Here is a 22,540-nt window from a genome sequence, read left to right on the forward strand (position 1 = left end):
GGCTGGCGGGCCATACGTCATCGGGGGGATGCCATGAGCGGCGACTATAGTCGGAACAGCTTCGACGCAGGGCGGCATTTCAGCCTCGTGCGCCTCCAGCAGGGCCGCGTCGGCCTCGATTCGGACTGGAACGAGCAGGCCGAGATCGTCGAGCGCCGCCTGCGCGCCCAGACCGTGGACAGCCTCGGGCGCCAGGGCGTGCCGCGCGAGACCCTCGACGGCTTCCGCATCACCCTCGGCACGACCGCCGGGCAGCCGAACCTCCGCATCGGGCGCGGGCGCCTCTATGTCGCCGGCCTGCTGGCGGAGAACCATGACAGCACCCCGCCGGCCTTCGACCTCTCCTCCCTGGGGGCGGACGGGCGCAGCACCCGGGGCGTGCTCGGCGAGACCCTCGGCCCGGATACGCTCGACTATGCCGCGCAGCCCTACTGGCCGGCGCCGGACCCGCTGCCGGCCGGCAACGGCCCTCACCTCGTCTATCTCGACGCCTGGCAGCGCGAGGTGACGGCGATCGAGGACCCCGGATTGCTGGAGAAGGCGCTGGGCGGCGTCGACACCACCACGCGGCTGCAGACGGTCTGGCAGGTGCGGGTGCTGGCGAATGTGGGCGCCAACCTCGTGCAGGCCGCCACGGCGCTGTGGCAGCGCGTGGAACAGCCGCGCCTGCCCGCCGGCCGGCTGAGCACGCAGCTCGATCCCGGCGTCCAGCCGACCAATCCCTGCCTCATCGCCACCGCCGGCGGCTATGGCGGGCTGGAGAACCAGCTCTACCGGGTGGAGGTGCACGAAGGCGGCCCTCCCGGCGTCGCGACCTTCAAATGGTCGCGTGACAACGGCACCGTGGCGACCACGGTCGACGAGGTGATCTCCAACACCCTGCTGCGCGTGGCCTCGACCGGGCGCGACGCCGTGCTGGGCTTCGATCCCGGCCAATGGGTGGAACTGACCGACGACCGTCGCGACTTCGCCGGCCGGCCCGGCGTGCTCCTGAAGATCGCCGATGTCGACCATGAGAGCCGGCGCATCAGCTTCGGCACGCCGGTGCCGGCGGAACTGCTGCCGAGCGGCGTCGACGGCGACACGCTCGAGGCGCGCCGCACCCGCCTGCGCCGCTGGGACCAGGCCGGCATCGTGCGCGACGCGGGCGGCGGCGTGGTGGTCGACCTCGACGCGGCCGGCGCCGGCGGCGCCATTCCGATCCCGACGCCGGGCAGCCTCGTCGTGGCGCTGGAGAGCGGCATCCGCGTGGCGTTCGGCCTCGCCGAGGCGGGCGGACGCTTCCGCACAGGCGACTACTGGACCTTCGCCGCGCGCAGCATCGACGCCTCGGTGGAGGTGCTCGACCAGGCCCCGCCGCGCGGCGTGCACCGCCACAGCGTGCCGCTGGCGCTGATCGCCGCCGGCGAGGCAATCGACCTGCGGCCGCTGTTCAACCCGGCCGCCGGACGGATCCGGGTTGCCACGGCGCTGCATGTGGACGCGGATGGCCGCAGCCGTCCGATCCGCGCCGGGCAGGAAATCCCGGTGAACCTGCTGGCCGAGGGGCTGAACGTGCTGCTGCACGACAGCGTCGACGCCGACAGCGTCAATGACGGCTCGCTGCACGTCACCACCGAGATCCCCTACCGGCTGCCGGCGCCCTATGCCACGGCCGGTGGCGGCGGCGTGGTGGCCTACCAGCCGGTGGTGCTGCCGGCGGAGATCGCGCTGGCGGGCGACGGCGTGCTGAACTGGCGGCCCTATGCGCAGACCGTGTCCTTCCTCCGCGATCTCGTGCAGAAGGACGTGCCGCGGCTCGGCAATGTCCGCTTCGAGCGCGAGTTCGAGGTGTTCGACAATGGCGGGCCGGCCTCCCGCTGGGCGGTGGGGGCCGGCAACAGCGTGGTGCAGACGCAGCCGCTGGCGGGAACCTCCAACACGCCGCAGATCGGCGCCCTGCCGACCATGGCGGTGCACCGGCACCGGCTCAAGGAGGACGCCGGCTATATCGGCGTGACCTGCGAGGATTCGCTGAACGGCGGCGTCGGGGTGGTCTATAACTGGCTTTCCCCGAACGACTTCTCGCTGTTCGTCGCCCGCGAGGTGTGGGTGCCGGTGGGCTTCAGCGGCGCCACGCCGACCTTCGTGGTGTCGCATGCCCAGATCAAGGGCGGGCAGGTGGTTCCCGACAGCCAGCTCGACGTGACGCTTCCGGGCAATTTCGCCGATCCACGCCACATCACCCTCGACATCAAGCAGACCGGGCGGCGGCTGCAATTCGGCTGCACCGCCCTGTTCGCCGGGGGGCGTACGGAGCGGGCGGATATCGCCTTCCCCAATGTGCTGCGGCTCCATCCCGACAGCCGCGTCGGCCTGCTCACCACCGGCACCGGCACGGCGCGCTTTACCCGGCTGCAGGTGATCTATGGCAGCGACGTGCCGACGACGCTGGTGCCGGCCGGGCTCAATTCTCGGCTGCTGGCGCGGCTGGTGGTGAAGCGCTCGCTGCTGGAGCTGACGCGGGAGCGCAGCAGCGTCTCCGCCCTGCCCGCCCCCGAGCCGGATTTCGAAACCTGGTTCTGGCTCACGCCGCCGACCTCGGCCTATTACGGCTACCGCTCCGGCTATGGCAGCTATGGCGGCTTCCCCGGCATCGGCTTCGGGCGGCTGGTGGCCGGCGCCCGCACCATGGAACGGATCGAGCGATGAGGGCGGTGTGGTCGCTCTGGACCAAGCCGCTGAAGGCGCAGCGGCGGGCCGGCTGGCTCACCCCGCGGCATCATCTGCTGGCCTGGGTGCTGTCGGTCGAGCTCGCCAGCCGGCATTACGGCGACACCTGCCTGGTCGCCGACGACGCGGCCGCCGCGGTGCTGGTGGATGCGCTGGGGCTGCGCTTCGGCACGGTCAGCCTCGGACTCAATGCGCTCGACGCGCACGATCCCGACTGGTGGGCGATCGGCAAGCTCTACGCGCAGATCGAGCAGGACCGCCCCTATGTGCACATCGACAATGACGTGTTCCTGTGGGAACCGCTGCCGGAGGCGCTGGTGCGGCAGGCGGTGTTCGCGCAGAACCCGGAGATCTCGCCCTACGGCGCGTCCTATTACCGGCCGGAAAGCATCGAATACGACATTCGCCGGCATGGCGGCTGGATGCCGGAGGAATTCGAGCACTACATGCCGTTCGGCGGCGAATTGCGGGCCGAGAATTGCGGCATCGTCGGCGGCAACCGGGTCGACTTCATGCGCTACTACGCGCAGCGGGCGATCGACTTCATCGAGCACCCGGCGAACCAGAGCGTCTGGGCGCGGCGGCCGCGGCGCGACCAGGACTTCGTGACCTTCGAGCAGCTGATGCTGTCGGCCTGCCTCGCCTATCACCGGGGACAGGCCGGCTCGCCCTTCGCCGATGTCGTCATGGCGCATCTGTTCGACAGCCATGACGACGCCCTGGCTCGCGCCAATGCGCATGGCTACACCCACCTCGCCGCCGATTCCAAGCGCGACCCGGAGCTCTCGCTCCAGCTGGAACAGGCGGTGGCGCAGCATTTTCCCGAGCAGTACCGGCGTCTCGACGACTTCCTCGCGGACCGGCCGGAGGGGTGGCCGGCAGCCTGACCCGGCCGGGATCCGGGCCGGGATTCGGCCGGGATCCGGGGCGTGGAAAAGCGCTGCCGCTATATTGATACATTATATCATTCACGATAGAGGAGACATGGATCAGGCGCGGCGCTCCCGCCGCGCGGCAGCGGGAACCGTGCGATGCGTCGCGAGATCGACGACTTGACGAAGCGTCGGGCATGTCTATCGTCGATGGCGATCATGGTTCTTCGGGTGTTCGCATCCGAAGCTAAGAGGGAATCCGGTGAGGCGCCTCGCGCCGAAGCCGGGGCTGCCCCCGCAACTGTAAGCGGCGAGCCCTCTGCCCATCGTCCACTGAGGCCCTGCATTGCGGCACGCATTGCACAAGGCCTCGGGAAGGCCGGGCAGAGCCAGCGTCGACCCGCGAGCCAGGAGACCTGCCCTGATCGCCAACCATCTTTCGGGCGGGGTGCTCCGAAGGTTGCCGGTCGGGCGCGGACAGGCTGGTCCGCCGATGCACGGTTCCCTTTGCGCTTCCCGTCTTCCTTAAGGGAAGCGGTGAATCACATGCTCAAGACATTCCTCGATCCTTCCACGGCGCGTCACAGGCGCGGCCTGGCGCTGGCGCTCGGCCTCCTGGCCGGGATCGGCCTTGCCGGCTCCGCCGCGGCGGAGCCGACGCGCTATCCGCTGACGCTGGAGAATTGCGGCGCCTCCGTCGTCATCGACCACGCGCCCCGGCGGGTGGTGAGCCTCGGGCAGGCGCAGACGGAGATCCTCTACGCGCTCGGTCTCGGCGACCGCCTCGTCGGCACGGCGGTGTGGTTCAGCCCGGTCGCCAAGCCCTATGAGGCGGTGAACGCCAAGGTGAAGCGGCTCGCCGACAACGACCCCAGCTTCGAGGCGGTGGTGGCGCAGGAGCCGGACTTCGTGACCGCGATGTATGAGTGGCACATCGGGCCGAACGGCATCGTCGGCAAGCGCGACCGCTTCGAGGGCGTGAAGGTGCCGGTCTATGTCTCGCCCACCGATTGCGTCGGCAAGGACAATAGCGGCGCCGGCGACGGGGTGCGCACGCAGATGTATTCGATGGAGCTGCTCTACCGGAACATCCGCGACTATGGCGCCATCTTCGACGTCTCCGACCGCGCCGAGGCGCTGGTGGCGGAACTGACGCAGCGCGAGGAGGCCGCGATCCGCTCCGTCGCCGGGCTGAAGGGCAAGAACGTCTCGATGGCGGTGTGGTTCTCCAGCAAGGACATCAAGGGCGACGCCTTCCTGGCGGGCCGTAACGGCGTGCCGGCCTATCTGATGTCGAAGCTCGGGGCGCGCAACATCGTCACCACCAACGAGGAATGGCCGCTGGTGGGCTGGGAGACCGTCGCCGGCGCCGATCCCGACGTGCTGGTGATCGTGAGGATGGACCGCCGCCGCTTCCCGGCCGACTCCGTCGAGGCGAAGCTGAATTTCCTCGCCACCGACCCGGTGGCCAGCCAGCTCTCCGCCGTGCGCAACAAGCGGATCGTGGTGGTGGATGTCGGCGCCACCCGGCCGGGCATGGACGCCATCGACGGCATCGAGGCGATCGCCAGGGCGGTCGACGGCTTCGGGCTCGTCAATTGACCCACGCCGCCGTCTCGCCCAACTGGCCGGCGCGGATCGCGCTCGCCCTCGCCGCGCTCGTCGCGCTGACCCTCGCCGTCGCGCTGGCGGTGACGGTCGGCGAGATGGCGATCCCGCTGCCGGTCGCGCTCCGCGCGCTCGGCAACGGCCTGTTCGGGCTCGATCTGCCGGTGGGCGCCATCCAGCAGGGGGTGATCTTCGACTACCGGCTGAGCCGGGCGCTGATGGCGGCGCTGTGCGGCGGCGCGCTCGCCATTTCCGGCGCCATCCTGCAGGCGCTGCTGCGCAACCCGCTGGCCGAGCCCTACCTGCTGGGCGTCTCGGCCGGCGCCTCCACCGGCGCGGTCTGCGTGATGATCCTCGGCTTCGGCGGCGCCACGCTCGGCCTGTCCGGCGGCGCCTTTCTCGGCTCGGTGGCGGCGCTGGCGCTGGTGGCGCTGCTGGCGGCCGGCGCCGGCGGCTCCAGCGACCGGGTGATCCTCGCCGGCGTCGCCGGCTCGCAGCTGTTCAATGCCGCGACCGCCACCATCGTCACCACGCTGGCCAGCGCCGAACAGGCGCGCGGGGTGATGTTCTGGCTGCTCGGCAATTTCGGCGGCGTGCGCTGGCCCGACCTGTGGGTGGCGACGCCGGTGGCGCTGATCGGCTTCCTCATCTGCATGATCAACGCCAAGGCGCTCGACGCCTTCGCCTTCGGCGTGGACGCCGCCGCCTCGCTCGGCATCGCCGTCGCCCGCGTGCGGCTGGTGCTGCTGGCGACGACGGCGCTGCTCACCGCCACCATGGTCGCCATCGTCGGCACCATCGGCTTCGTCGGGCTGGTGATCCCGCATGCGGCGCGCTTCCTGGTCGGGCCGGGCCATGCGCGGCTGCTGCCGGCCTGCCTGGTGATCGGCGGCATCTTCATGATCCTCGCCGACATCCTCTCGCGCATCCTGGTGCCGCAGCAGATCCTGCCCATCGGCATCGTCACCGCCCTGTTCGGCGCGCCGGCCTTCGCGCTGATCCTCTATCGCGCGAGGCGGAGCTCATGACGGATGCCGTAACACTTGCCGCGCACGACGTCCGCTGGGAGGCGGATGGCCGCATGATCATCGACGGCGTCACCCTCGCCGCCGAACCCAACCGCATCCTCGGGCTGATCGGGCCGAACGGATCCGGCAAGTCGAGCCTGCTGCGGCTGCTGTGCCGGCTGCGCAAGGTGGCGAGCGGCGTGGTGACGCTCGACGGCGCCGACATCGCCGGCCTGCCGCGCCGCGACCTCGCGCGGCGCCTCGCCTTCGTCGAGCAGCAGGCGACCACGGATGTCCACCTCACCGTGTGCGACGTGGTGCGGCTGGGGCGCACGCCGCACCGCTCCGCCTTCGCCTCGTGGAACGCGGCGGACGAGCAGGCGGTGGAGGCGGCATTGACCCGCGTGGGGCTGGCCGAGCGCCATCACCAGCCATGGCACACGCTGTCGGGCGGCGAGCGCCAGCGCGTCCACATCGCCCGCGCGCTGGCGCAGGACCCGCGCGAGCTCATCCTCGACGAGCCGACCAATCATCTCGACATCCGCCACCAGCTCTCGATCCTGGCGCTGATCCGCCGCCTCGGGCTGACCTGCATCGTGGCCCTGCACGACCTCAACCTCGCCTCGCTGTTCTGCGACCGCATCGGCGTGCTGCACGAGGGCCGGCTGGTGGCCTGCGGCGCCCCCGCCAAGGTTCTGACGCCGGAGCTGATCCGCCGGGTGTTCGAGGTGGAGGTGAGGATCTGCGAGGGCACCGGCGGACACCGCCACGTCGAATATGTCGTCGATCATCAACAGGGAGACAGCCGGTGAGCAGCGCCAACGGATCCGATGAACTTCAGGCCGCCGTGACCGCGCATTGGAGCGCCCGCGCGCCGCTGTTCGACGGCGTCGCCTCGCATGTCGCGCAGCGCGACCTATGGCGGCGGGTGCTGGAAGCCGCCTTCCAGGCCGACCGCCCCCGGGACGTGGTCGATCTCGGCTGCGGCACCGGCGCCTGCGCCGTCATCGCCGCCGAACTCGGCCATCGGGTGCGGGCCTTCGACGCCTCGCCGGAAATGATCGCCGCGGCGCGGCGGGCCGCCGAGGCGGCGGGCGTCGAGATCGGCTTCGAGGTCGCGCAACTCCGCGACATCGCGGCAGAGGAGGCCGTCGCCGACATCGTCACCCTGCGCAACGTGCTCTGGACGCTGGAACGGCCGATGGAGGCGCTGCGTCTCGCGCATCGCCTGCTGCGGCCCGGCGGCCTTGTCGTGGTGTCGGACGGGCTATGGTCGGTGGCGCCGCGCTATCGCTCCACCTACCCGGCCGATGTCGCCGACCGGCTTCCGCTCCATGACGGCCTCACCGAGGAGATGGCGCGGCGGATGCTCGCCGATGCCGGCTTCACCGCCTTCCGCAGCTGGCAGCATCTGTTCGCCGCCTCGCCCTATCCCGGCGAGGTGCCGGTCTTCGTGCTCGGCGCGACCCGGGCATGAGCGGCGCGCGCCGCGCTTTTACAAAGCGGCGACTCGCCGTCAGAGTGGCGGGACGGCCTGCGCCGCCCCGATCAATCATCAGCCTGCGAGGACTATCTTGAGCCTGTTCCGCGGCCTTTCGGCCTTTTCGCTCACCCCGACGGACGCGGAAGGCCGCGTGCAGGTGGAGACGCTCGCCGCGCTGCTGCGGCGTATCGAGGGCGCGGGCGTCGATTCCATCGGCCTGCTCGGCAGCACCGGCGGCTATGCCTATCTGACGCGCGCCGAACGGCAGCGTGCGGTGCGGGCGGCGGTGGAAAGCCTCCACGGCACGGTGCCGCTGATCGTCGGCGTCGGCGCGCTGAGGACCGACGAGGCGAAGGCGCTCGCCCGCGATGCGCAGGAGGCCGGCGCCGACGGGCTGCTGCTCGCCCCCATGTCCTATACGCCGCTGACCGAGGAGGAGGTGTTCCGCCACACGGTGGAGGTCGCGGAGACAAATTCGTCTTCAGCGAGGAACTGATCGCCCGGCTGGCCGGCATCGCCCCCGTCGCGGCGGTGAAGATGCCGCTTCCCGCCGATGGAAACATCCCGGCCGAACTCGCCCGCCTGCGGGCCCGCGTGCCGGACGGCTTCACCATCGGCTATAGCGGCGACTGGGGCGTGGCCGACGCCCTGCTGGCCGGCGCCGACGCCTTCTACAGCGTGGCGGCGGGGCTGCTGCCCGCGCCGATGCTGAAGCTCGCCCGCGCCGCGCAGGCGGGCGACACGGCGGAGGCCCGCCGCCTCGACGACGGCTTCCAGCCGCTCTGGAAGCTGTTCAAGGAATTCGGCAGCTTCCGCGTCATGCATGTCATGGCGGATCTGCTGGGCTTCGGCCCGCTGGAGCCGCCGCGACCGATCCTGCCGCTCGACGCCGCCGCCCGGCAGCGCGTGGCGCTGGCCTTGCGGGGCCTTTGAGCCGGGGACGGTGTACTACTCCCGCGCGGAGCCGCCGCCCGCCTCCCCGGCCGGCACCAGTTGCTGCCATTGGGCGAGCGTCGGCGTCGGCATGTCGAAGCGGTCGCGGATGGTGGCGCAGGTCGAGCCGCCCAGGCGGGCGATGGCATCGAGCCGCGCCGGATCGATGCGCAGCCGCTCGGCGTCGATGACGTCGGCACGGTAATGCGCATAGAGGATCTCGCCGAGGATGATCTGGCGCGATTTGCCGAGCTCCAGCGTGAGATGGCGGCGGCACTCGAAGGCGGCCGGCGCCTCGCCGATCCAGGGCGAGGCGACCTTCACGCCGGGCCTGGCGGTGAAGCCGGCGGCGGCGAGTTCGTCCTGCTCCGGCGGGAAGTTCACGGCGCAGACATGCATCGCCTCGGCGATGGCGTGCGAGACGATGTTCACCGTGAACACCTCGGTCAGCCGGATATTCCGCGCCGTGTCCTTGAACGACATGTCGGCATGGTTCTCCACGCCGAGCGCCAGGATCGGCGGATCCGCGGACAGGCAATTGAAGAAGCTGAACGGCGCCGCGTTGACCCGCCCCTGCGGGTCGACCGTGGTGACGAGCGCGATGGGGCGCGGCACGATGGTGCCGATCATCAGCTTGTAGCGCTCGCGCTCGCCGAGGGCCTGAAAATCGAAGGCGACGGAATCCGTTCCCGCCGGCGGCTGCATGCTCATGACGAAAGTCCCTTGATCCGCGCCGCATAGGGCGCCAGCACATCGCGGATGTCGCGCTCGACCTTTTCCTGAAGCAGCGCGCGGCTGGCGACGGCGGCGAGGTGGCGATCGATCAGATCGGCGGCACCGGACGCGTTGCCGGCGATCAGCGCCTCGACGATCTCGCCATGCTCGCTCACGCCGCAATCGGAGGAATGCGGGCGGCCATACATGGCGAGGATCAGCGAGCAGCGCGACACCACCTCGGTGACGTAGCGGATCAGCACCTGGTTGCCGGTCAGCCGGGCGAGCAGCAGATGGAACTCGCCGGCGAGGCGGATCGATTCCACCTCGCTTTGGCCCGAGGCCGCCTGCTCGCGGGCGAGATGGTCGCGCAACCTCGCGATCTCGTCCGGCTTCAGCCGGCCGGCGAGGCATTCGGTGACGATGCGCTCCAGTCCCCGGCGGACCACGAACACGTCGCGTCCCTCGTCGAGGCTGGGATTGGCGACATAGGCGCCGCGATTGGGCTTCAGCTCCACCAGTCCCTCGACCGCGAGGCGGCCGAGCGCTTCGCGGGCGATGGTGCGGCTGGTGCCGAAGGCATCGCCGATCGCGTCCTCCGGGAGCTTGGCGCCGGGCTGGAGGCGCTGCTCGATGATGGCCTGGCGGAGCGCCTCCTGCACCGCCTCGGTGCGGGAGACCATCGGGGTCTCCGCACCGGCCGACGTCCCTCGCCTACCGGCGGCCGGGGTGGGCGTAGCGGGTGGCGGCCTATTGTTCATGCCGGCGGTCTTCATGCGAACATCTCGTGTTTCGTATGCGATCTTTCAGCCGGCACGCCCGGTCGCAGCCTTGCGCGCCGTCGCCCAGCTTTCGAGGATCGCCACCGCCTCCGCGTCCATCGCCTGCCGCGAGGGCATGGCACGCTCCTCGACAGGCGCTCCGGCGGCGATGCGCAGCGCCTCGGCGTCGATCGGATGGCGCTCGGCCCGGGTCAGCGCGGCGAAGGCGACGCCGGCCTGCCGCATCGAGGCGGCGTAATAGAGCGTCGAGATACCGGCCACTTCCATGGTGGCGACGCACATCGCGCAGGGCTCGCAGGAGGTGTAGAGGTCGCAGCCCGTCAGGTCGACGCATTCCAGCCGCCGGCAGGCGTCGCGGATCGCCTCCACCTCGCCGTGGGAGGTGGGATCGAAATGGGCGAGCGAGTGGTTCAGCCCCTCGCCGACGATCACGCCGTCCTTCACGATCACGCAGCCGAACGGTTCCGTGCCGGGCTTTTCCAGCGCCTCGCGCGAGATTTCGATGGCGCGGCTCATGAAGTCTTCGCGATACATGCTTCTTCTCCTGCAGCGTCTCACCGGCCGCGGCTGCACGCCGGGGCATCGGTGGAGCGCTCTCGCGTCGGGCGGGCATGGCCCGCAAGTGACCCTGCATTATCGAATGCAATTAGTGCATGCAATAGAAAGTACGGGAGAGGCGCATGCGCCGGCGGGGCCGGGCTCACGACTGCGGGAGATAGGCCTCGACGAGCTCCGTCCAGAAGGCGGCGCCGATCGGCAGCAGGTCGTCGTTGAAATTATAGCCGGGATGGTGAAGCGGGCGGTCCGCCTCGGAGCGCCGCGCGCCGAGGAAGAAGTAGCTGCCCGGACGCGCCTTCAGCATATAGGCGAAGTCCTCGCTTCCCATGCTCGGGCGCGGCATCTCGGTCACGAGAGCGCGGCCGGCGAAGCGCACCGCGAGATCCCGCAGGAAATCGGTCTCCGCCTTGTGGTTGATGGTGGCGTCGTAGCTGCGCTCATAGTCCACGCGCGCGCTCATGCCGTAGCTTTCCGCCTGCCGTTCGGCGACCAGCCAGATGCGGCGCTCCAGCTCGTCGCGCACCGCCGGGTCGAAGGAGCGGATGCCGACGACCAGCTCGGCGCGCTCGGGAATGACGTTGCTGGCGGACCCGGCATGGAAGGCCCCCACCGTCACCACCGTCGGGTCGAGCGGGTGGATGTTGCGGGAGACGATGGTCTGCAGCGCCATGACGATGGAGGCCCCGGCGACGACGGGGTCCGCCGTCGATTGCGGCTCGGCGCCATGGCCGCCGACGCCGTGCACGGTGATGCGGCACTCGTCCACCGCCGCCATGATCGGCCCGTCCCGGAAGGCGAAGGTGCCGAAGGGCAAGCCGGGATCATTGTGGAGCGCGAAGACGGCATCGCAGGGAAAGCGGTCGAACAGCCCCTCCTCCACCATGATGCGGGCGCCGCCGACATTTTCCTCGGCGGGCTGGAAGATGAGATGGACGGTGCCGTCGAAATGGCGCCGCTCGGCGATGGCGCGGGCGGCGCCGAGCAGCATGGCGGTGTGACCGTCATGGCCGCAGGCATGCATCAGCCCCGGGGTGCGGCTGGCATAGGCAAGGCCGGTCTCCTCGTGGATCGGCAGCGCATCGATGTCGGCGCGTATGCCGACGGCGCGGTGGCCGGTGCCGTTGGACAGCGTGGCGACCACGCCGGTCCGGGCGAGGCCGCGCGAGACGCTGTAGCCGAGCGCGGCGAGCTCGCGGGCGATCACCTCCGAGGTCCGCACCTCCTCCAGCCCCAGCTCGGGATGGGCGTGCAGGTCCTGGCGCAGGGCGACCAATTCCGGCACGGCATTGGTGAGCAACGCGCGAACGTTCATCTCAGGCACTCCGGGTTGGAATCTTGTTCTCGAAATAGCGGAACGCCAGCACCAGCAGGGCTGTGAGGCAGAGATAGATCAGCGCCAGCAGCAGCAGCGGCTCATAGGTGAGATAGGTGACCTGGCGGATCTTGGAGACCACGGCATAGACGTCGATCACGGTGATGGTGGCGACCAGCGGCGTCGATTTCAGCTGCAGCACCGTCTCGCCATTGAGCGTGGGCAGCGCCCGGTGCACCGCCCGCGGCAGCCAGATGCGCCGGAACACCTTCCACCGGCTCATGCCATAGGCGCGGGCCGCCTCGAGTTCGCCGGCCGGCACGCCGGCGAAGGCCCCGCGCATCACCTCGCCCTCATAGGCGGCGAAGGAGATGGTCAGCGCGGCGACGCCATAAGGCCAGGCCTCGCGCAGCAGCGGCCAGAGGAAGGACTGGCGTATGGCGGGGAATTGCGGGAACAGCGAGCCGAGCCCGTAATAGAGCAGCCAGAGCTGCAGCAGCAGCGGCGTGCCACGGATGACGGTGCAGAAGCCCTTGGCGAGCAGCTTCAGCGGCCACGGGCCGGCCACCTGCACCAGCCCGATGGGCACGGCGAGAAGGAAGCCGAGAAGGCAGGTGCCGACCAGCATCAGCAGGGTGACGCCGACGCCATGGGCGAGGCGGCCGGCATAGTCCGGCAGCCAGTCCCACCGCATGAACCAGATCGCGCAGAACAGGATGGCGGCGGCGACCGCCATCAGCACGAGGCGGTGCGGCTTGAAGAAGCCCCGGCCGCTCGGCAGCTGCGTGAGCGCCGTGGCCTCGATGGTGCTCTCCTCGCTCATCATCGCGTGGAGACCCAGCCCCGCCGGGCCCGGAGCTCGATGAGGCGGATGACGAGGTTCGAGACGAGCGTCAGCGCGAGATAGAGCGCGCCGGCGGCGCAGAAGAACAGCATATAGGCCTTGGTGCTGCCCGCCGCCTGCCGCGTCACCAGCGTCAGCTCGCTGAAGCCGACCACGGCGAGCAGCGCGGTATCCTTGGTGGCGATCAGCCAGAGATTGGACAGGCCCGGCAAGGCGTGCGGCAGCATGGCCGGAAAGGTGACGCGCCACAGGATGAGCAGCGGCGGCATGCCGAAGGCGCGGGCCGCCTCGATCTGCCCGGGCGGCACGGCGCGGATGGCGCCGCGCATCACCTCGGTGGCGTAGGCGCCCTGCACGACGCCGATGACGAAGATGCCCGCCGCCAGCCCGCTGATGTCGACGGTGCCGTAGCCGGCGGCGGCGGCGAGACGGTTCAGAAGATCGGTGCCGGCATAGTAGAGCAGCAGGATCAGCACCAGCTCGGGAACCGCCCGCACCACCGTGGTGTAGACCTCCAGCAGGTCCTTCGTCACCGGCCCGCCATAGAGCTTGCCGAAGGCGCCGCCGGTGCCCAGCACCAGGCCGAGCGAATAGCCGCCGATGGCGATCTTGATCGAGTTCATCAGGCCGGCCAGCAGCACCGCGCCCCAGCCGGGCGGATCGAACGCCAGCAGGCTCCAGTCGATCAGGGATGCGGGATCGGCCGCCATGGCTGCGCCTCGCCTCGAGGAAGGAAGGCCGGCGCGCGGCGCCGGCCCGGCTCGCACGCGATCAGCCGCCGTAGATGTCGAAGTCGAAATACTTCTTCGAGAAGGCGTCGTAGGTGCCGTCGGCACGGATCGCCTTGATCGCGGCGTTCATCTTGTTCTTCAGCTCGGTGTCGCCTTTGCGCAGGCCCACGCCCACGCCGGCGCCGAGCACCTCGGGATCGTCCTTGACGTTGCCCTTCAGCTCGCAGCACTGCTTGCCCTGGTCCGACTTCAGGAAGGCGTCGAGCGCGATGGCGTCGGCCTGCACGGCATCGAGGCGGCCGGCCGCCAGGTCGTTATTGGCCTCGTCCTGCGTCTGGTATTCCTTGACCGTCGCCCCGGCGCTGCCGAAATACTTGTTGGCATAGTCCTGGTGGATGGTGGCGACCTGCACGCCGATGGTCTTGCCCTTCAGGCCGGCCGGCGTCGCGTCGAATTTTTCGCTCTTCGGCCCGATCACCCCGGTCGGGGTGTTGTAGTACTTGTCGGAGAAGTCGATGGTCTTGAGGCGCTCCGGCGTGATCGACATGGAGCCGACGATCATGTCGATCTTCTTGCTGGTCAGCGCGGGAATGATGCCGTCCCAGGCGACCGGGGTGATGACGCAGTCGAGCTTGGCCTGCGCGCAGGCCGCCTTCATGAAATCGACCTCCCAGCCTTCCCATTTGCCGGCGGCGTCGGGCGAGGCGAAGGGCGGGTAGGGTTCGGCGGCGAAGCCGACCTTGATCGGCTCGGCGGCGGCGGACGCGAGGCCGGCAAGGCCGACGGCCGCGGCGAGCGCCATCGCAGTCAGTGCATTCTTCATGATCGGTCCCCTCTGGCTTTTCAGTTTTTCAGTGGCTGGAACGGATGAATTTCTTCAGTCGCTCGGATTGGGGAGCGCCGAAGATCTGGTCCGGCGGTCCCTGCTCCTCGATCACGCCATGGGCGAGAAACACGATGTGGTTGGCGACGTTGCGCGCGAACTTCATCTCGTGCGTCACGAGGAGCATGGTGCGCTTCTCCCGCGCGAGATCGCCGATCACGCCCAGCACCTCGCCGACCAGTTCCGGGTCCAGCGCGGAGGTGGGCTCGTCGAACAGCATGGCGTGCGGCTGGATGGCGAGCGCCCGGGCGATCGCCGCCCGCTGCTGCTGCCCGCCGGAGAGGAAGGCCGGATAGGCGTCGCGCTTCTCGAACAGCCCGACCCGCCGCAGCAATGCCTCGGCCCGCGCGATCGCCTCGGCCCTGGGAACGCCGAGCACCTGCATCGGCGCCTCGATGACGTTCTGGATGATCGTCATGTGCTGCCACAGGTTGAAGCTCTGGAACACCATGCCGAGCCGGGAGCGCAGGCGCTCGACCTGCCGGCGGTCCGAGGGGACGAGGCCGCCATGGCCGTCTCCCCGCATCGCGATCGGCTCGCCCCGGATCGCCACCGATCCCTCGCTCGGCACTTCCAGCATGTTGATGCAGCGCAGGAAGGTGGACTTGCCGGAGCCGGAGCCGCCGATGATGGCGATGACGTCGCCCTCATAGGCCGTGAGCGAAATTCCCTTGAGAACCTCGAGCGCACCGAAGCGCTTGTGCAGGTTCCTGACGGCGATCGCCTCGGCTCGTTCCGTCATCGGAGCGTCGCCCCCGATGCCCGGCATCCAGAAATCCGGCTCATGCCACGCCTTCCCTGCCTGTCGGAACGTCGCATTCCCGCGGCGAGGCCCGCCCCGTCGCCGCTTTACCTCTCGCCCATCGTTGCACTTTATGCGACAGTTACTCAAGCGTATAACAACGGCGTTCGCGCTTTTTTTATGCAGCGTCAAAAAAGCAGCATTTTCAATCGGGGAGCAGGAGATGTCCGCCTTCGGGCTTCAGGAAATGTCGGGGCCGACGCGCCTCGCCTGCCCTCGCCTGCGGCGCGCGGCATGAGCCGGCGCAACTTCCATCGCGGGACGGAAACCGAACGCCGCCACGACCTGATCGAGGCGACGCTGGAGGCCATCTCCGAGGCCGGGCTCCAGGGGGCGACGGTCCGGCAGATCGCGGTCAAGGCGGGCGTGACGCCCGGGTTGATCCGGCACTATTTCGATTCGAAGGAGATGATCCTCCAGGAGGCCTACAGGACCGTGATCGCCCGGCTGACCGAGAAGGCCAAGGCGGTGACGGGTACGCCGGAGGAGCGCCTCGGCGCCTTCATCCTGATCAACCTCACCGAGCCGGTCGCCAATAGCCGCAGCCTGTCGCTCTGGGCGTCGTTCATCAGCCGGGTCGGTGTCGACCCGGCGCTCGCGGCGATCCACCGCGAGGGCTATCTCAGCTTCCGCCACACGCTGGAGGGCCTGCTGGCGGAGTTCTTCGCAGCCGGCGGGCAGGCCGCCGATCCGGCCCGGTGCCGGGCACTGGCCATCGCGATCAACGGCATTCTCGACGGCCTCTGGCTGGAGGGATGCCTCGCGGACGAGCTCTTCGAGGAGCGCGAGCTGGTCTCGATCGCCTTTTCATCGATCGGCGCACTGATCGGTCATCCGATCGGCCCGCCGGTCGCAACCGAGCAGGACAAGGAATCCGATGCGCTACGCCTCCATCACCGATAGGCTCGCCAGCCTCGGCTCCGAGAAATGGGCGGTTCACGTCGAGGCCCGCCGCCGTAGGGAAAGCGGCGAGCCCATCATCGAGCTGACCATCGGCGAGCCGGACCTGCCGCCGCACGAATCGCTGATCGCCGAGGCCACGCGCGCCATGCTCGCCGGTCGCCACCGCTATTCCAACGGTCGCGGCGAGCAGGTGGTGCTGGACGCGCTGGTGCGGAAATATGCCCGGCGCCAGCCCGGCGTGACCGCCGACAACGTGCTGTGCTTCCCCGGCACGCAGACGGCGCTGTTCGCGGTGATGCTCGGCCTTGTCGAGGCGAGCGATGCGGTGCTGGTCGGCGACCCGCTCTATGCCACCTATGAGGGCGTCATCCGCGCCACCGGCGCCGACCAGTTGACCGTGCCGCTGCACCCGGAGCACGGCTTCCACATGCAGGCCGCCGATCTCGAGCGGGCGGTGACGCCGCAATGCCGGGTGCTGCTGCTCAACACCCCGCACAACCCGACCGGCGCCGTGCTGACGGCGGAGGAGATCGCGGCAATCGGCGAGGTCTGCCGGCGGCACGATCTGTGGATCGTCTGCGACGAGGTCTATGAGGACCTGGTGCTGTCCGGCAGCTTCGCCTCGCCTTTCGACGACCCGCGGCTCGCCGAACGCACCATCGTCTGCTCCTCTATCTCCAAGTCGCACGCCGCGCCGGGCTTCCGCAGCGGCTGGGCGGTGGGGCCGACCGAGTTCGCCCGCCGGCTGCTCGCGGTATCGGAGACGATGCTGTTCGGCGGTCAGCCCTTCATCGCCGACATGACCGCCTACGCGCTCGACAACCCGGTCGATACCTCGGCGCGGATGCGCCAGGCCTACCGGCGGCGCGTCGACCTGATCGTCGCGGCGCTGGCCGGATCGCCGGAGCTGGTGCCCTTCCCACCCGAGGCGGGCATGTTCATCCTCGTCGACGTCAGCGGCACCGGCATGAGCAGCGCCGCCTTCGCCCAGGCATTGCTGGACGAGGAGCAGGTCGCGGTGATGCCCGGCTCCTCCTTCGGCACCGGCGCACGCGATTTCATCCGCATCAGCCTCACCGTGCCGGACGCGGCCATCGACGAGGCGTGCCGGCGGATGTCGGCGCTGGCGGCACGTTCGGGCATCAGGAAGGCGAAGCGGGCATGAGCGGGACGAGTATCAGCGGGACGAGCATCAGCGGGACGAGAACGGTCGGAGAGGCGCTGATCGATCTTCTGGAAGCCAACGGCGTGGAGGTGGTGTTCGGCATCCCCGGCGTCCACACGGTCGAGCTCTATCGGGGGCTGGCGGGATCCGCCATCCGCCACATCACCCCCCGCCACGAACAGGGCGCGGGCTTCATGGCCGACGGCTATGCCCGCGTCACCGGCAAGCCGGGCGTGGCGCTGGTGATCACCGGCCCGGGCCTCACCAACACCATCACCGCCATGGCGCAGGCACGGCAGGATTCGGTGCCGATGCTGGTGATCTCCGGCGTCAACCGGCGCAACTCGCTCGGCCAGGGGCGCGGCCTGCTGCACGAATTGCCCGACCAGTCGGCGATGATGAGGAGCTTCGCGCTGGCCTCGCATACGCTGGTCGACCCCGCCGAGCTGCCGGCGGTGATCGCGCAGGCCTTCGCCATCATGGGGTCGAGCCGGCCGGGGCCGGTGCATATCGAGATTCCGACCGACGTCATGCCGCTGCCGGCCGGCGAGATCGTGGCCCGGCCGACGCTCGCGGCACGGCCGGGCGCCGATGGGGCGACGCTGAAGCGTCTCGCCGCGCGGTGCGAAGGGGCGCGGCGCATCGTGTTGATGTGCGGCGGCGGCGCGGTGGCGGCCGGTCCGGCGGTGACGACGCTGGCCGAACGGCTCGACGCGCCGGTGGTTCTCACCACCAATGCGAGGGGCCTGCTGGCGGGCCACAAGCTGCGGGTTCCCGCCAGCCCCAGCCTCGCGGCCACCCGGGCACTCATTGCCGAGGCCGATCTCGTCATCGGCCTCGGCACCGAGATGGGCCAGACCGATTACGACATGTATGCCGATGGCGGCTTCCCGGCGCTGGCGAGCTTCGTTCGGGTCGACATCGACGCGCTGCAACTGGCGCGCGAGCCGCGTGCCGACCTCGCCGTGCTCTCGACGGTGGAGGCGGCGGTCGAGGGCCTGCTGCCGCTAGTTTCACCGCGCGTCGGCGACGGCGCCGCGCGGGCGGCATCAGCGCGGGAGGCGGCGTGGAACGGGCTGTCGGCGAAGATCCGCACCGAGATCGGCGTGATCGAGCGCATCTACCAGGCGCTGCCGGAGGCGATCATCGTCGGCGACTCCACCCAGCCCGTCTATGCCGGCAATCTCTATCTCGACATCAACAGGCCGCTCTCCTGGTTCAACGCCGCCACCGGCTACGGCGCGCTCGGCTACGGACCGCCGGCGGCGATCGGGGCGGCTATCGGCGCGCCGGGGCGCCCGGTCGTGTGCCTGACCGGCGATGGCGGCTTGCAATTCTCGCTGGCCGAGATCGGCTCGGCGGCGGATGCCGGCGCGACGGTGATCTTCCTGGTCTGGAACAATGACGGCTATCAGGAAATCGAGACCTACATGGTGGATTGCGGCATCGTGCCGGAAGGCGTGAAGCCCTCGCCTCCCGACTTCGCGGCCATCGCCGGCGCCTATGGCGTGCCGGCCGCCTGTCTCGACGACGTCGCCGAACTCGGCCCGGCGCTGGCGGCGGCGGCGCAGTGCAACGGGCCGAGCCTGATCGAGATCCACCAGACGCGAACCCGGGGGGTGAGCCCGAGCTAGCGCCCCGGCTCGTTCGCCCGGTTCAGTTCCGGCGGGCGCGGATGTCGCGCATGATCTCGCGGGCGGCGTTGTAGCCGGGAATGCCGGAGACGCCGCCGCCCGGATGCATGGAGGAGCCGCAAATATAGAGGCCCTTCACCGGGGTGCGGTAATCGGCATAGCCGGAGACCGGCCGCTGGAAGAACAGCTGGTCGGTCGACAATTCGCCGTGGAAGATGTGGCCCTGCGGCAGGTTGACGATGTTCTCGATATCGGGAGCCACCAGAAGCTGCGCCTCGATGACGTCGTCGCGGAAGCCGGGGGCGTAGTCCTCGATGGTGTCGAACACCGTCTTGCGGAAATTCTCCTTCTCGGTCGCCCAGTCGCCGCCCTTCAGCGTGTAGGGCGCGTGGCCGCCGAACAGGTTGACCACATGCTTGCCCTCGGGCGCCAGCGTGGTGTCGACCATGGTCGGCACCACCGGGGTGATGAAGGGGCGCGACGAGTACCAGCCATGCTTGGCGTCGTCATAGGCGCGCTCGAGATAATCGATGTCGGGCGCGATGTGCATGTAGGTCGGGTAATCGAAATTGCCGAGCCCGCCCTCGCGGCGCACCCGGTCCAGTATGCGGTATTGCGGCGGGCGCTCGCAGGCGATGTTCATCTTGAAGGCGGTGGAGAAGGTGCGGTAGCCGCGGATTTCGCGCAGCACCTCCTCCGGCAGGTGCTGCTCGCCCACCAGATCGAGATAGAGAATCTTGGCGCTGGCATTGGAAATGATCGTCTTCGCCACATAGGTCTCGCCCGTCGTCGTCAGCACCGACGTCGCACGTCCGCCCTGCACGCGGACTTCCTTGATCGGCGCGCCGGTGACGATGTCGACGCCCTTCTCGCGTGCCGAGGCGGCCAATGCCTGGGTGATGGAGCCCATGCCGCCCTTGATGAAGCCCCAGCCGCCGGCACCCTCATGCTCGCCCATGATGTGGTGCATGATGACATAGGCCGAGCCCGGCGATTTCGGCCCGACGAAGGTGCCGATGGAGGCGTAATAGGCCAGCACCGCCATGACGCGCTCATCGTCGAACCATTCGCGCAGGAAGTCGTAGGCGCTCATCGTCAGCATATCGACGATGCGGTACATCTTGCGGCCGATCTTGCGGTGGCGCCACAGCAGCGAGGCGCCGTCCTTGAAAGTGCGCCAGTCGCGCTTGGTCGGGTCGACCGGCGTCTCCCAGAGCAGCTTGCGCACGATGTTCGCCGCCTCGCTGAGATAGCGGTCGAACTCGGGGTAGATCTCCGCATCATGCTTGGAAAACCGCGCGAAGCTCGCCTGCGACTTGGCGACGTTGTCGGAGAACAGGATGTAATCCTCGCCATCGAGCGGCGAGACCATGTCCGAGCAGGGCAACACTTCGAGGCCGTGCTTCTTCAGCTCCAGTTCGCGGATGATGCGCGGGTGCAGCAGGCTCATGAGATAGGAGAAGATCGAGGCGCGGAAGCCGGGCGCGATCTCCTCCGTCACCGCCGCGCCGCCGACGACATCGCGCCGTTCCAGCACCAGAACCTTCTGCCCGGCCTTTGCGAGGTAGTTCGCGCAGACGAGGCCGTTATGTCCGGCGCCTATGATGATGGCGTCATAGTTCTTGCCCACGGTGACGTCGGCGGCATGCATCGGATGATCCTCGACTGGGGTGATCGCTGCTGGGAGAACGGGCGGCCTATTCGGCCGCGACACCGCGTAGAGGCTCCTTCGGCTCCAGGCCCTCGCGCACCATGTCCTGGAAGGACTTCACCGCGTATTCGTATTTCGGCGACAGCGGGCCGCGCGTGTAGATGCCGGCCTCGAGGTTGCGCTGCACCCCGGTGATGATGTCGAGATCCTCGGTGACGATCTGCGCCGACCATGCCGCCGAGCGGCTGTTTTCCTCCGCCTTCTCCGGCGAGATGTCGGTGAAGAAATACCAGTTGATGTGCCGGATGCGCCCCGGGCCCAGCGGCTCGATGGTGGCGATCGACGAGCCCCAGTCGTAGAGGTTCAGCATCAGGAAGGGGAAGCGGTAGAAATACAGGCCGCGCGTCAGCCCGCCGTCGCGCTTGGGCGCATGGAGATGAAAGAACTTCTCCTTGGCGTAGGTGTCGATCCGGTAGCTGTCGATATCCATGGATTCGCACAGGCCGGGATGCATCGTCCGGCAATGGTAGCATTCGAGATAGTTCTCGCCGTAGGTCTTCCAGTCGACGGCGCAGTCGCGATCCTTCGACGTGAAATAATGCTGCCGGTCGAGCGGATAGTCGGCGGCCATGTCGTGGATGGGACCGAGCCATTCCACGAGGCTCTCGCCACCGCGCTCCAGCCGCAGGAAGATCAGGCCCCGCCATTCCTCGGCGTCGATCGCGTAGAGGCCCCAGGCCTGCGGATCGAAGGAGATGCCCTCGCCGAAATCCACCGCCTTGTTGAGCCGGCCGGAGCGGGTGTAGCTCCAGCTGTGATAGGGACAGACGACGAGCTTGCCGCAATGCCCCTCCTCCTTCTCCAGGAGCTGGGCGCCGCGGTGCCGGCAGACATTGTGGAAGGCGCGCACCACGCCGTCATCGTCGCGGATGGCGAACACGGGATAACCGGCCACGGTGCCCGAGACATAATCGCCCGGCGCCTTTAGCCGCTCCGACCAGGTGAACAGCATCCAGTTGCGGGCGAAGATCTCCTTGCGCTCGCGCTGGTAAAGCGCCGGATCGCAATAATCGCGAGCCGGCAGCGTCCAGTCGAACGAGGCCTTGGTGGTGGCGTTCATGGCGGCGCTCCCGAGTTTGCATCGGCCAGGCCCGCACGGGGCCAGCCGGCAGGATGTCAGTGGCGGTAGGAAGGATCGATCCCGTCCAGCAGGCGCAGATGGGCGGCCCATTCGAGCAGCAGGTCGCCGTCGTCGAAGTTCATCTGGTCATATTGCGCGCCGACCCTCTCGCAGACCTCCGGCGGCGGCAGTACCACCTCGCGGCCCATGGACAGGGTGGCGACCTGCACCTCGCAGGCGCGCTCCAGATAGAACATCAGGTTGAACGCCTCGGCCACGGTGCGCCCGACGGTGAGCAGGCCGTGATTACGCAGCAGCAGGCCGCATTTGGCGCCGAGGTCGGCGATGATGCGCTCGCGCTCGTCGAGGTCGAGCGCGATGCCCTCATAGTCGTGGATGCCGAGCCGCCCGTAGAACTGCAGCGCGATCTGGTTGAGCGGCAGCAGCCCTTCCTTCAGCGAGGCCACCGCCATGCCGGCGCGGGTATGGGTGTGGATGACGCAGGCGGCGTCATGGCGGGACATGTGCACCGCGCTGTGGATGGTGAAGCCGGCCGGGTTCACCCGGTGCGGGCTGTCGCCGACCTTGTTGCCGTCGACATCGATCTTCACCAGCGAGGAGGCGGTGATCTCCTCCCAGCGATGGCCGTAGGGATTGATGAGGAACCGCCCCGGCTCGCCCGGCACCCGCACCGTGCAATGGGTGTAGATGAGGTCGGTCATCTTGAAATGCGCGAGCAGACGGTAGCAGGCGGCGAGCTCGACGCGCTGCTGCCATTCGGCGGGCGAGATGTCCGGGCGCAGGCTGGTGACGGTCATAAGTCGTA

20 protein-coding genes, 1 pseudogene and 1 riboswitch are annotated in these 22,540 nt (G+C 69.1%); of the genes and pseudogenes, 10 read left to right on the plus strand and 11 right to left on the minus strand.

The window, feature by feature from the left end; all coding sequences use genetic code 11:
• The first annotated feature begins 33 nt into the window (after positions 1-33).
• The 7 genes and pseudogenes from KHC19_RS06510 (at position 34) to KHC19_RS06540 (ending at position 8,615) form a co-directional block, all read left to right on the plus strand.
• Positions 34-2,691: a DUF6519 domain-containing protein gene (locus tag KHC19_RS06510; RefSeq protein ID WP_213351540.1), complete on the plus strand. Its 2,658-nt coding sequence runs from the start codon at positions 34-36 to the stop codon at positions 2,689-2,691.
• Positions 2,688-3,599: a DUF6734 family protein gene (locus tag KHC19_RS06515; protein ID WP_213351541.1), complete on the plus strand. Its 912-nt coding sequence runs from the start codon at positions 2,688-2,690 to the stop codon at positions 3,597-3,599. Before KHC19_RS06510 ends, KHC19_RS06515 begins: the two co-directional genes overlap by 4 nt.
• 188 nt (positions 3,600-3,787) lie before the next feature.
• Positions 3,788-4,022: riboswitch (cobalamin riboswitch) on the plus strand.
• A gap of 108 nt (positions 4,023-4,130) precedes the next feature.
• Entirely contained in the window at positions 4,131-5,186 is a 1,056-nt protein-coding gene (locus KHC19_RS06520; RefSeq protein ID WP_213351542.1) for an ABC transporter substrate-binding protein, read from the plus strand.
• Positions 5,183-6,220: a FecCD family ABC transporter permease gene (locus KHC19_RS06525; RefSeq protein ID WP_213351543.1), complete on the plus strand. Its 1,038-nt coding sequence runs from the start codon at positions 5,183-5,185 to the stop codon at positions 6,218-6,220. Before KHC19_RS06520 ends, KHC19_RS06525 begins: the two co-directional genes overlap by 4 nt.
• On the plus strand, positions 6,217-7,011 hold the full coding sequence (locus tag KHC19_RS06530; protein WP_213351544.1) for an ABC transporter ATP-binding protein: 795 nt from the start codon (positions 6,217-6,219) through the stop codon (positions 7,009-7,011). The genes KHC19_RS06525 and KHC19_RS06530 overlap by 4 nt, the downstream gene beginning before the upstream one ends.
• A complete protein-coding gene (locus tag KHC19_RS06535; protein ID WP_213351545.1) occupies positions 7,008-7,676 on the plus strand; it encodes a class I SAM-dependent methyltransferase in 669 nt (222 codons plus the stop codon). The genes KHC19_RS06530 and KHC19_RS06535 overlap by 4 nt, the downstream gene beginning before the upstream one ends.
• 97 nt (positions 7,677-7,773) lie before the next feature.
• A pseudogene (locus tag KHC19_RS06540) lies at positions 7,774-8,615 on the plus strand (dihydrodipicolinate synthase family protein).
• A 15-nt stretch (positions 8,616-8,630) separates the two neighbouring features.
• On the opposite strand, the gene KHC19_RS06545 reads toward KHC19_RS06540, so the two are convergent.
• From KHC19_RS06545 to KHC19_RS06580, 8 genes are all read right to left on the minus strand, one after another.
• Positions 8,631-9,320: a flavin reductase family protein gene (locus KHC19_RS06545; RefSeq protein ID WP_213351753.1), complete on the minus strand. Its 690-nt coding sequence runs from the start codon at positions 9,318-9,320 to the stop codon at positions 8,631-8,633.
• A gap of 2 nt (positions 9,321-9,322) precedes the next feature.
• The gene (locus KHC19_RS06550) at positions 9,323-10,012 is read right to left on the minus strand and encodes a GntR family transcriptional regulator (RefSeq protein WP_213351546.1); all 690 of its coding nucleotides are present in this window, start codon (positions 10,010-10,012) and stop codon (positions 9,323-9,325) included.
• Between the two features lie 123 nt (positions 10,013-10,135).
• Entirely contained in the window at positions 10,136-10,645 is a 510-nt protein-coding gene (locus KHC19_RS06555; RefSeq protein ID WP_213351547.1) for a nucleoside deaminase, read from the minus strand.
• A 166-nt stretch (positions 10,646-10,811) separates the two neighbouring features.
• On the minus strand, positions 10,812-11,981 hold the full coding sequence (locus tag KHC19_RS06560) for a M20 aminoacylase family protein (RefSeq protein WP_213351548.1): 1,170 nt from the start codon (positions 11,979-11,981) through the stop codon (positions 10,812-10,814).
• A 1-nt stretch (position 11,982) separates the two neighbouring features.
• Positions 11,983-12,804, minus strand: coding sequence for an ABC transporter permease (locus KHC19_RS06565; protein ID WP_213351754.1), 822 nt, complete (start codon positions 12,802-12,804; stop codon positions 11,983-11,985).
• On the minus strand, positions 12,804-13,535 hold the full coding sequence (locus KHC19_RS06570; RefSeq protein WP_213351549.1) for an ABC transporter permease: 732 nt from the start codon (positions 13,533-13,535) through the stop codon (positions 12,804-12,806). The genes KHC19_RS06565 and KHC19_RS06570 overlap by 1 nt, the downstream gene beginning before the upstream one ends.
• A 61-nt stretch (positions 13,536-13,596) precedes the next feature.
• A complete protein-coding gene (locus tag KHC19_RS06575) occupies positions 13,597-14,379 on the minus strand; it encodes a transporter substrate-binding domain-containing protein (protein WP_378296591.1) in 783 nt (260 codons plus the stop codon).
• A 28-nt stretch (positions 14,380-14,407) separates the two neighbouring features.
• Positions 14,408-15,181 carry an ABC transporter ATP-binding protein gene (locus tag KHC19_RS06580; protein WP_213351550.1) on the minus strand — a complete coding sequence of 258 codons (774 nt, stop codon included), beginning with the start codon at positions 15,179-15,181 and terminating at the stop codon, positions 14,408-14,410.
• Positions 15,182-15,475: 294 nt separating this feature from the next.
• Here KHC19_RS06580 and KHC19_RS06585 point away from each other — a divergent pair, with 294 nt between their 5' ends.
• From KHC19_RS06585 to KHC19_RS06595, 3 genes are read left to right on the plus strand one after another with little or no spacing between them, the layout of a single operon-like run.
• Positions 15,476-16,144, plus strand: coding sequence for a TetR family transcriptional regulator C-terminal domain-containing protein (locus KHC19_RS06585; RefSeq protein ID WP_213351756.1), 669 nt, complete (start codon positions 15,476-15,478; stop codon positions 16,142-16,144).
• Positions 16,119-17,309, plus strand: coding sequence for a pyridoxal phosphate-dependent aminotransferase (locus tag KHC19_RS06590; RefSeq protein ID WP_213351551.1), 1,191 nt, complete (start codon positions 16,119-16,121; stop codon positions 17,307-17,309). Before KHC19_RS06585 ends, KHC19_RS06590 begins: the two co-directional genes overlap by 26 nt.
• Positions 17,306-18,943: a 5-guanidino-2-oxopentanoate decarboxylase gene (locus KHC19_RS06595; RefSeq protein ID WP_213351552.1), complete on the plus strand. Its 1,638-nt coding sequence runs from the start codon at positions 17,306-17,308 to the stop codon at positions 18,941-18,943. The genes KHC19_RS06590 and KHC19_RS06595 overlap by 4 nt, the downstream gene beginning before the upstream one ends.
• A gap of 22 nt (positions 18,944-18,965) precedes the next feature.
• On the opposite strand, the gene KHC19_RS06600 is transcribed toward KHC19_RS06595, so the two are convergent.
• Genes KHC19_RS06600 through KHC19_RS06610 form a run of 3 tightly spaced genes read right to left on the minus strand, consistent with a single transcriptional unit; the run spans position 18,966 to position 22,532 of the window.
• Positions 18,966-20,594: a phytoene desaturase family protein gene (locus KHC19_RS06600; protein ID WP_213351553.1), complete on the minus strand. Its 1,629-nt coding sequence runs from the start codon at positions 20,592-20,594 to the stop codon at positions 18,966-18,968.
• A 46-nt stretch (positions 20,595-20,640) separates the two neighbouring features.
• The gene (locus KHC19_RS06605; RefSeq protein ID WP_213351554.1) at positions 20,641-21,714 is read right to left on the minus strand and encodes an aromatic ring-hydroxylating oxygenase subunit alpha; all 1,074 of its coding nucleotides are present in this window, start codon (positions 21,712-21,714) and stop codon (positions 20,641-20,643) included.
• A gap of 56 nt (positions 21,715-21,770) precedes the next feature.
• Positions 21,771-22,532, minus strand: a complete 762-nt coding sequence (locus KHC19_RS06610) for a class II aldolase/adducin family protein (protein ID WP_213351555.1) — start codon at positions 22,530-22,532, stop codon at positions 21,771-21,773.
• Positions 22,533-22,540: the final 8 nt, after the last annotated feature.

Source organism: Ancylobacter oerskovii, assembly GCF_018390555.1.
GTDB lineage: Bacteria > Pseudomonadota > Alphaproteobacteria > Rhizobiales > Xanthobacteraceae > Ancylobacter > Ancylobacter oerskovii.

Coding starts and splice junctions, on each gene's coding strand:
- KHC19_RS06605 (WP_213351554.1), bottom strand. CDS start 21,714: ATGAACGCCACCACCAAGGCCTCGTTCGACTGGACGCTGCCGGCTCGC.
- KHC19_RS06545 (WP_213351753.1), bottom strand. CDS start 9,320: ATGCAGCCGCCGGCGGGAACGGATTCCGTCGCCTTCGATTTTCAGGCC.
- KHC19_RS06610 (WP_213351555.1), bottom strand. CDS start 22,532: ATGACCGTCACCAGCCTGCGCCCGGACATCTCGCCCGCCGAATGGCAG.
- KHC19_RS06510 (WP_213351540.1), top strand. CDS start 34: ATGAGCGGCGACTATAGTCGGAACAGCTTCGACGCAGGGCGGCATTTC.
- KHC19_RS06550 (WP_213351546.1), bottom strand. CDS start 10,012: ATGGTCTCCCGCACCGAGGCGGTGCAGGAGGCGCTCCGCCAGGCCATC.
- KHC19_RS06595 (WP_213351552.1), top strand. CDS start 17,306: ATGAGCGGGACGAGTATCAGCGGGACGAGCATCAGCGGGACGAGAACG.
- KHC19_RS06555 (WP_213351547.1), bottom strand. CDS start 10,645: ATGTATCGCGAAGACTTCATGAGCCGCGCCATCGAAATCTCGCGCGAG.
- KHC19_RS06590 (WP_213351551.1), top strand. CDS start 16,119: ATGCGCTACGCCTCCATCACCGATAGGCTCGCCAGCCTCGGCTCCGAG.
- KHC19_RS06585 (WP_213351756.1), top strand. CDS start 15,476: ATGAGCCGGCGCAACTTCCATCGCGGGACGGAAACCGAACGCCGCCAC.
- KHC19_RS06530 (WP_213351544.1), top strand. CDS start 6,217: ATGACGGATGCCGTAACACTTGCCGCGCACGACGTCCGCTGGGAGGCG.
- KHC19_RS06520 (WP_213351542.1), top strand. CDS start 4,131: ATGCTCAAGACATTCCTCGATCCTTCCACGGCGCGTCACAGGCGCGGC.
- KHC19_RS06580 (WP_213351550.1), bottom strand. CDS start 15,181: ATGACGGAACGAGCCGAGGCGATCGCCGTCAGGAACCTGCACAAGCGC.
- KHC19_RS06600 (WP_213351553.1), bottom strand. CDS start 20,594: ATGCATGCCGCCGACGTCACCGTGGGCAAGAACTATGACGCCATCATC.
- KHC19_RS06565 (WP_213351754.1), bottom strand. CDS start 12,804: ATGAGCGAGGAGAGCACCATCGAGGCCACGGCGCTCACGCAGCTGCCG.
- KHC19_RS06575 (WP_378296591.1), bottom strand. CDS start 14,379: ATGAAGAATGCACTGACTGCGATGGCGCTCGCCGCGGCCGTCGGCCTT.
- KHC19_RS06570 (WP_213351549.1), bottom strand. CDS start 13,535: ATGGCGGCCGATCCCGCATCCCTGATCGACTGGAGCCTGCTGGCGTTC.
- KHC19_RS06515 (WP_213351541.1), top strand. CDS start 2,688: ATGAGGGCGGTGTGGTCGCTCTGGACCAAGCCGCTGAAGGCGCAGCGG.
- KHC19_RS06560 (WP_213351548.1), bottom strand. CDS start 11,981: ATGAACGTTCGCGCGTTGCTCACCAATGCCGTGCCGGAATTGGTCGCC.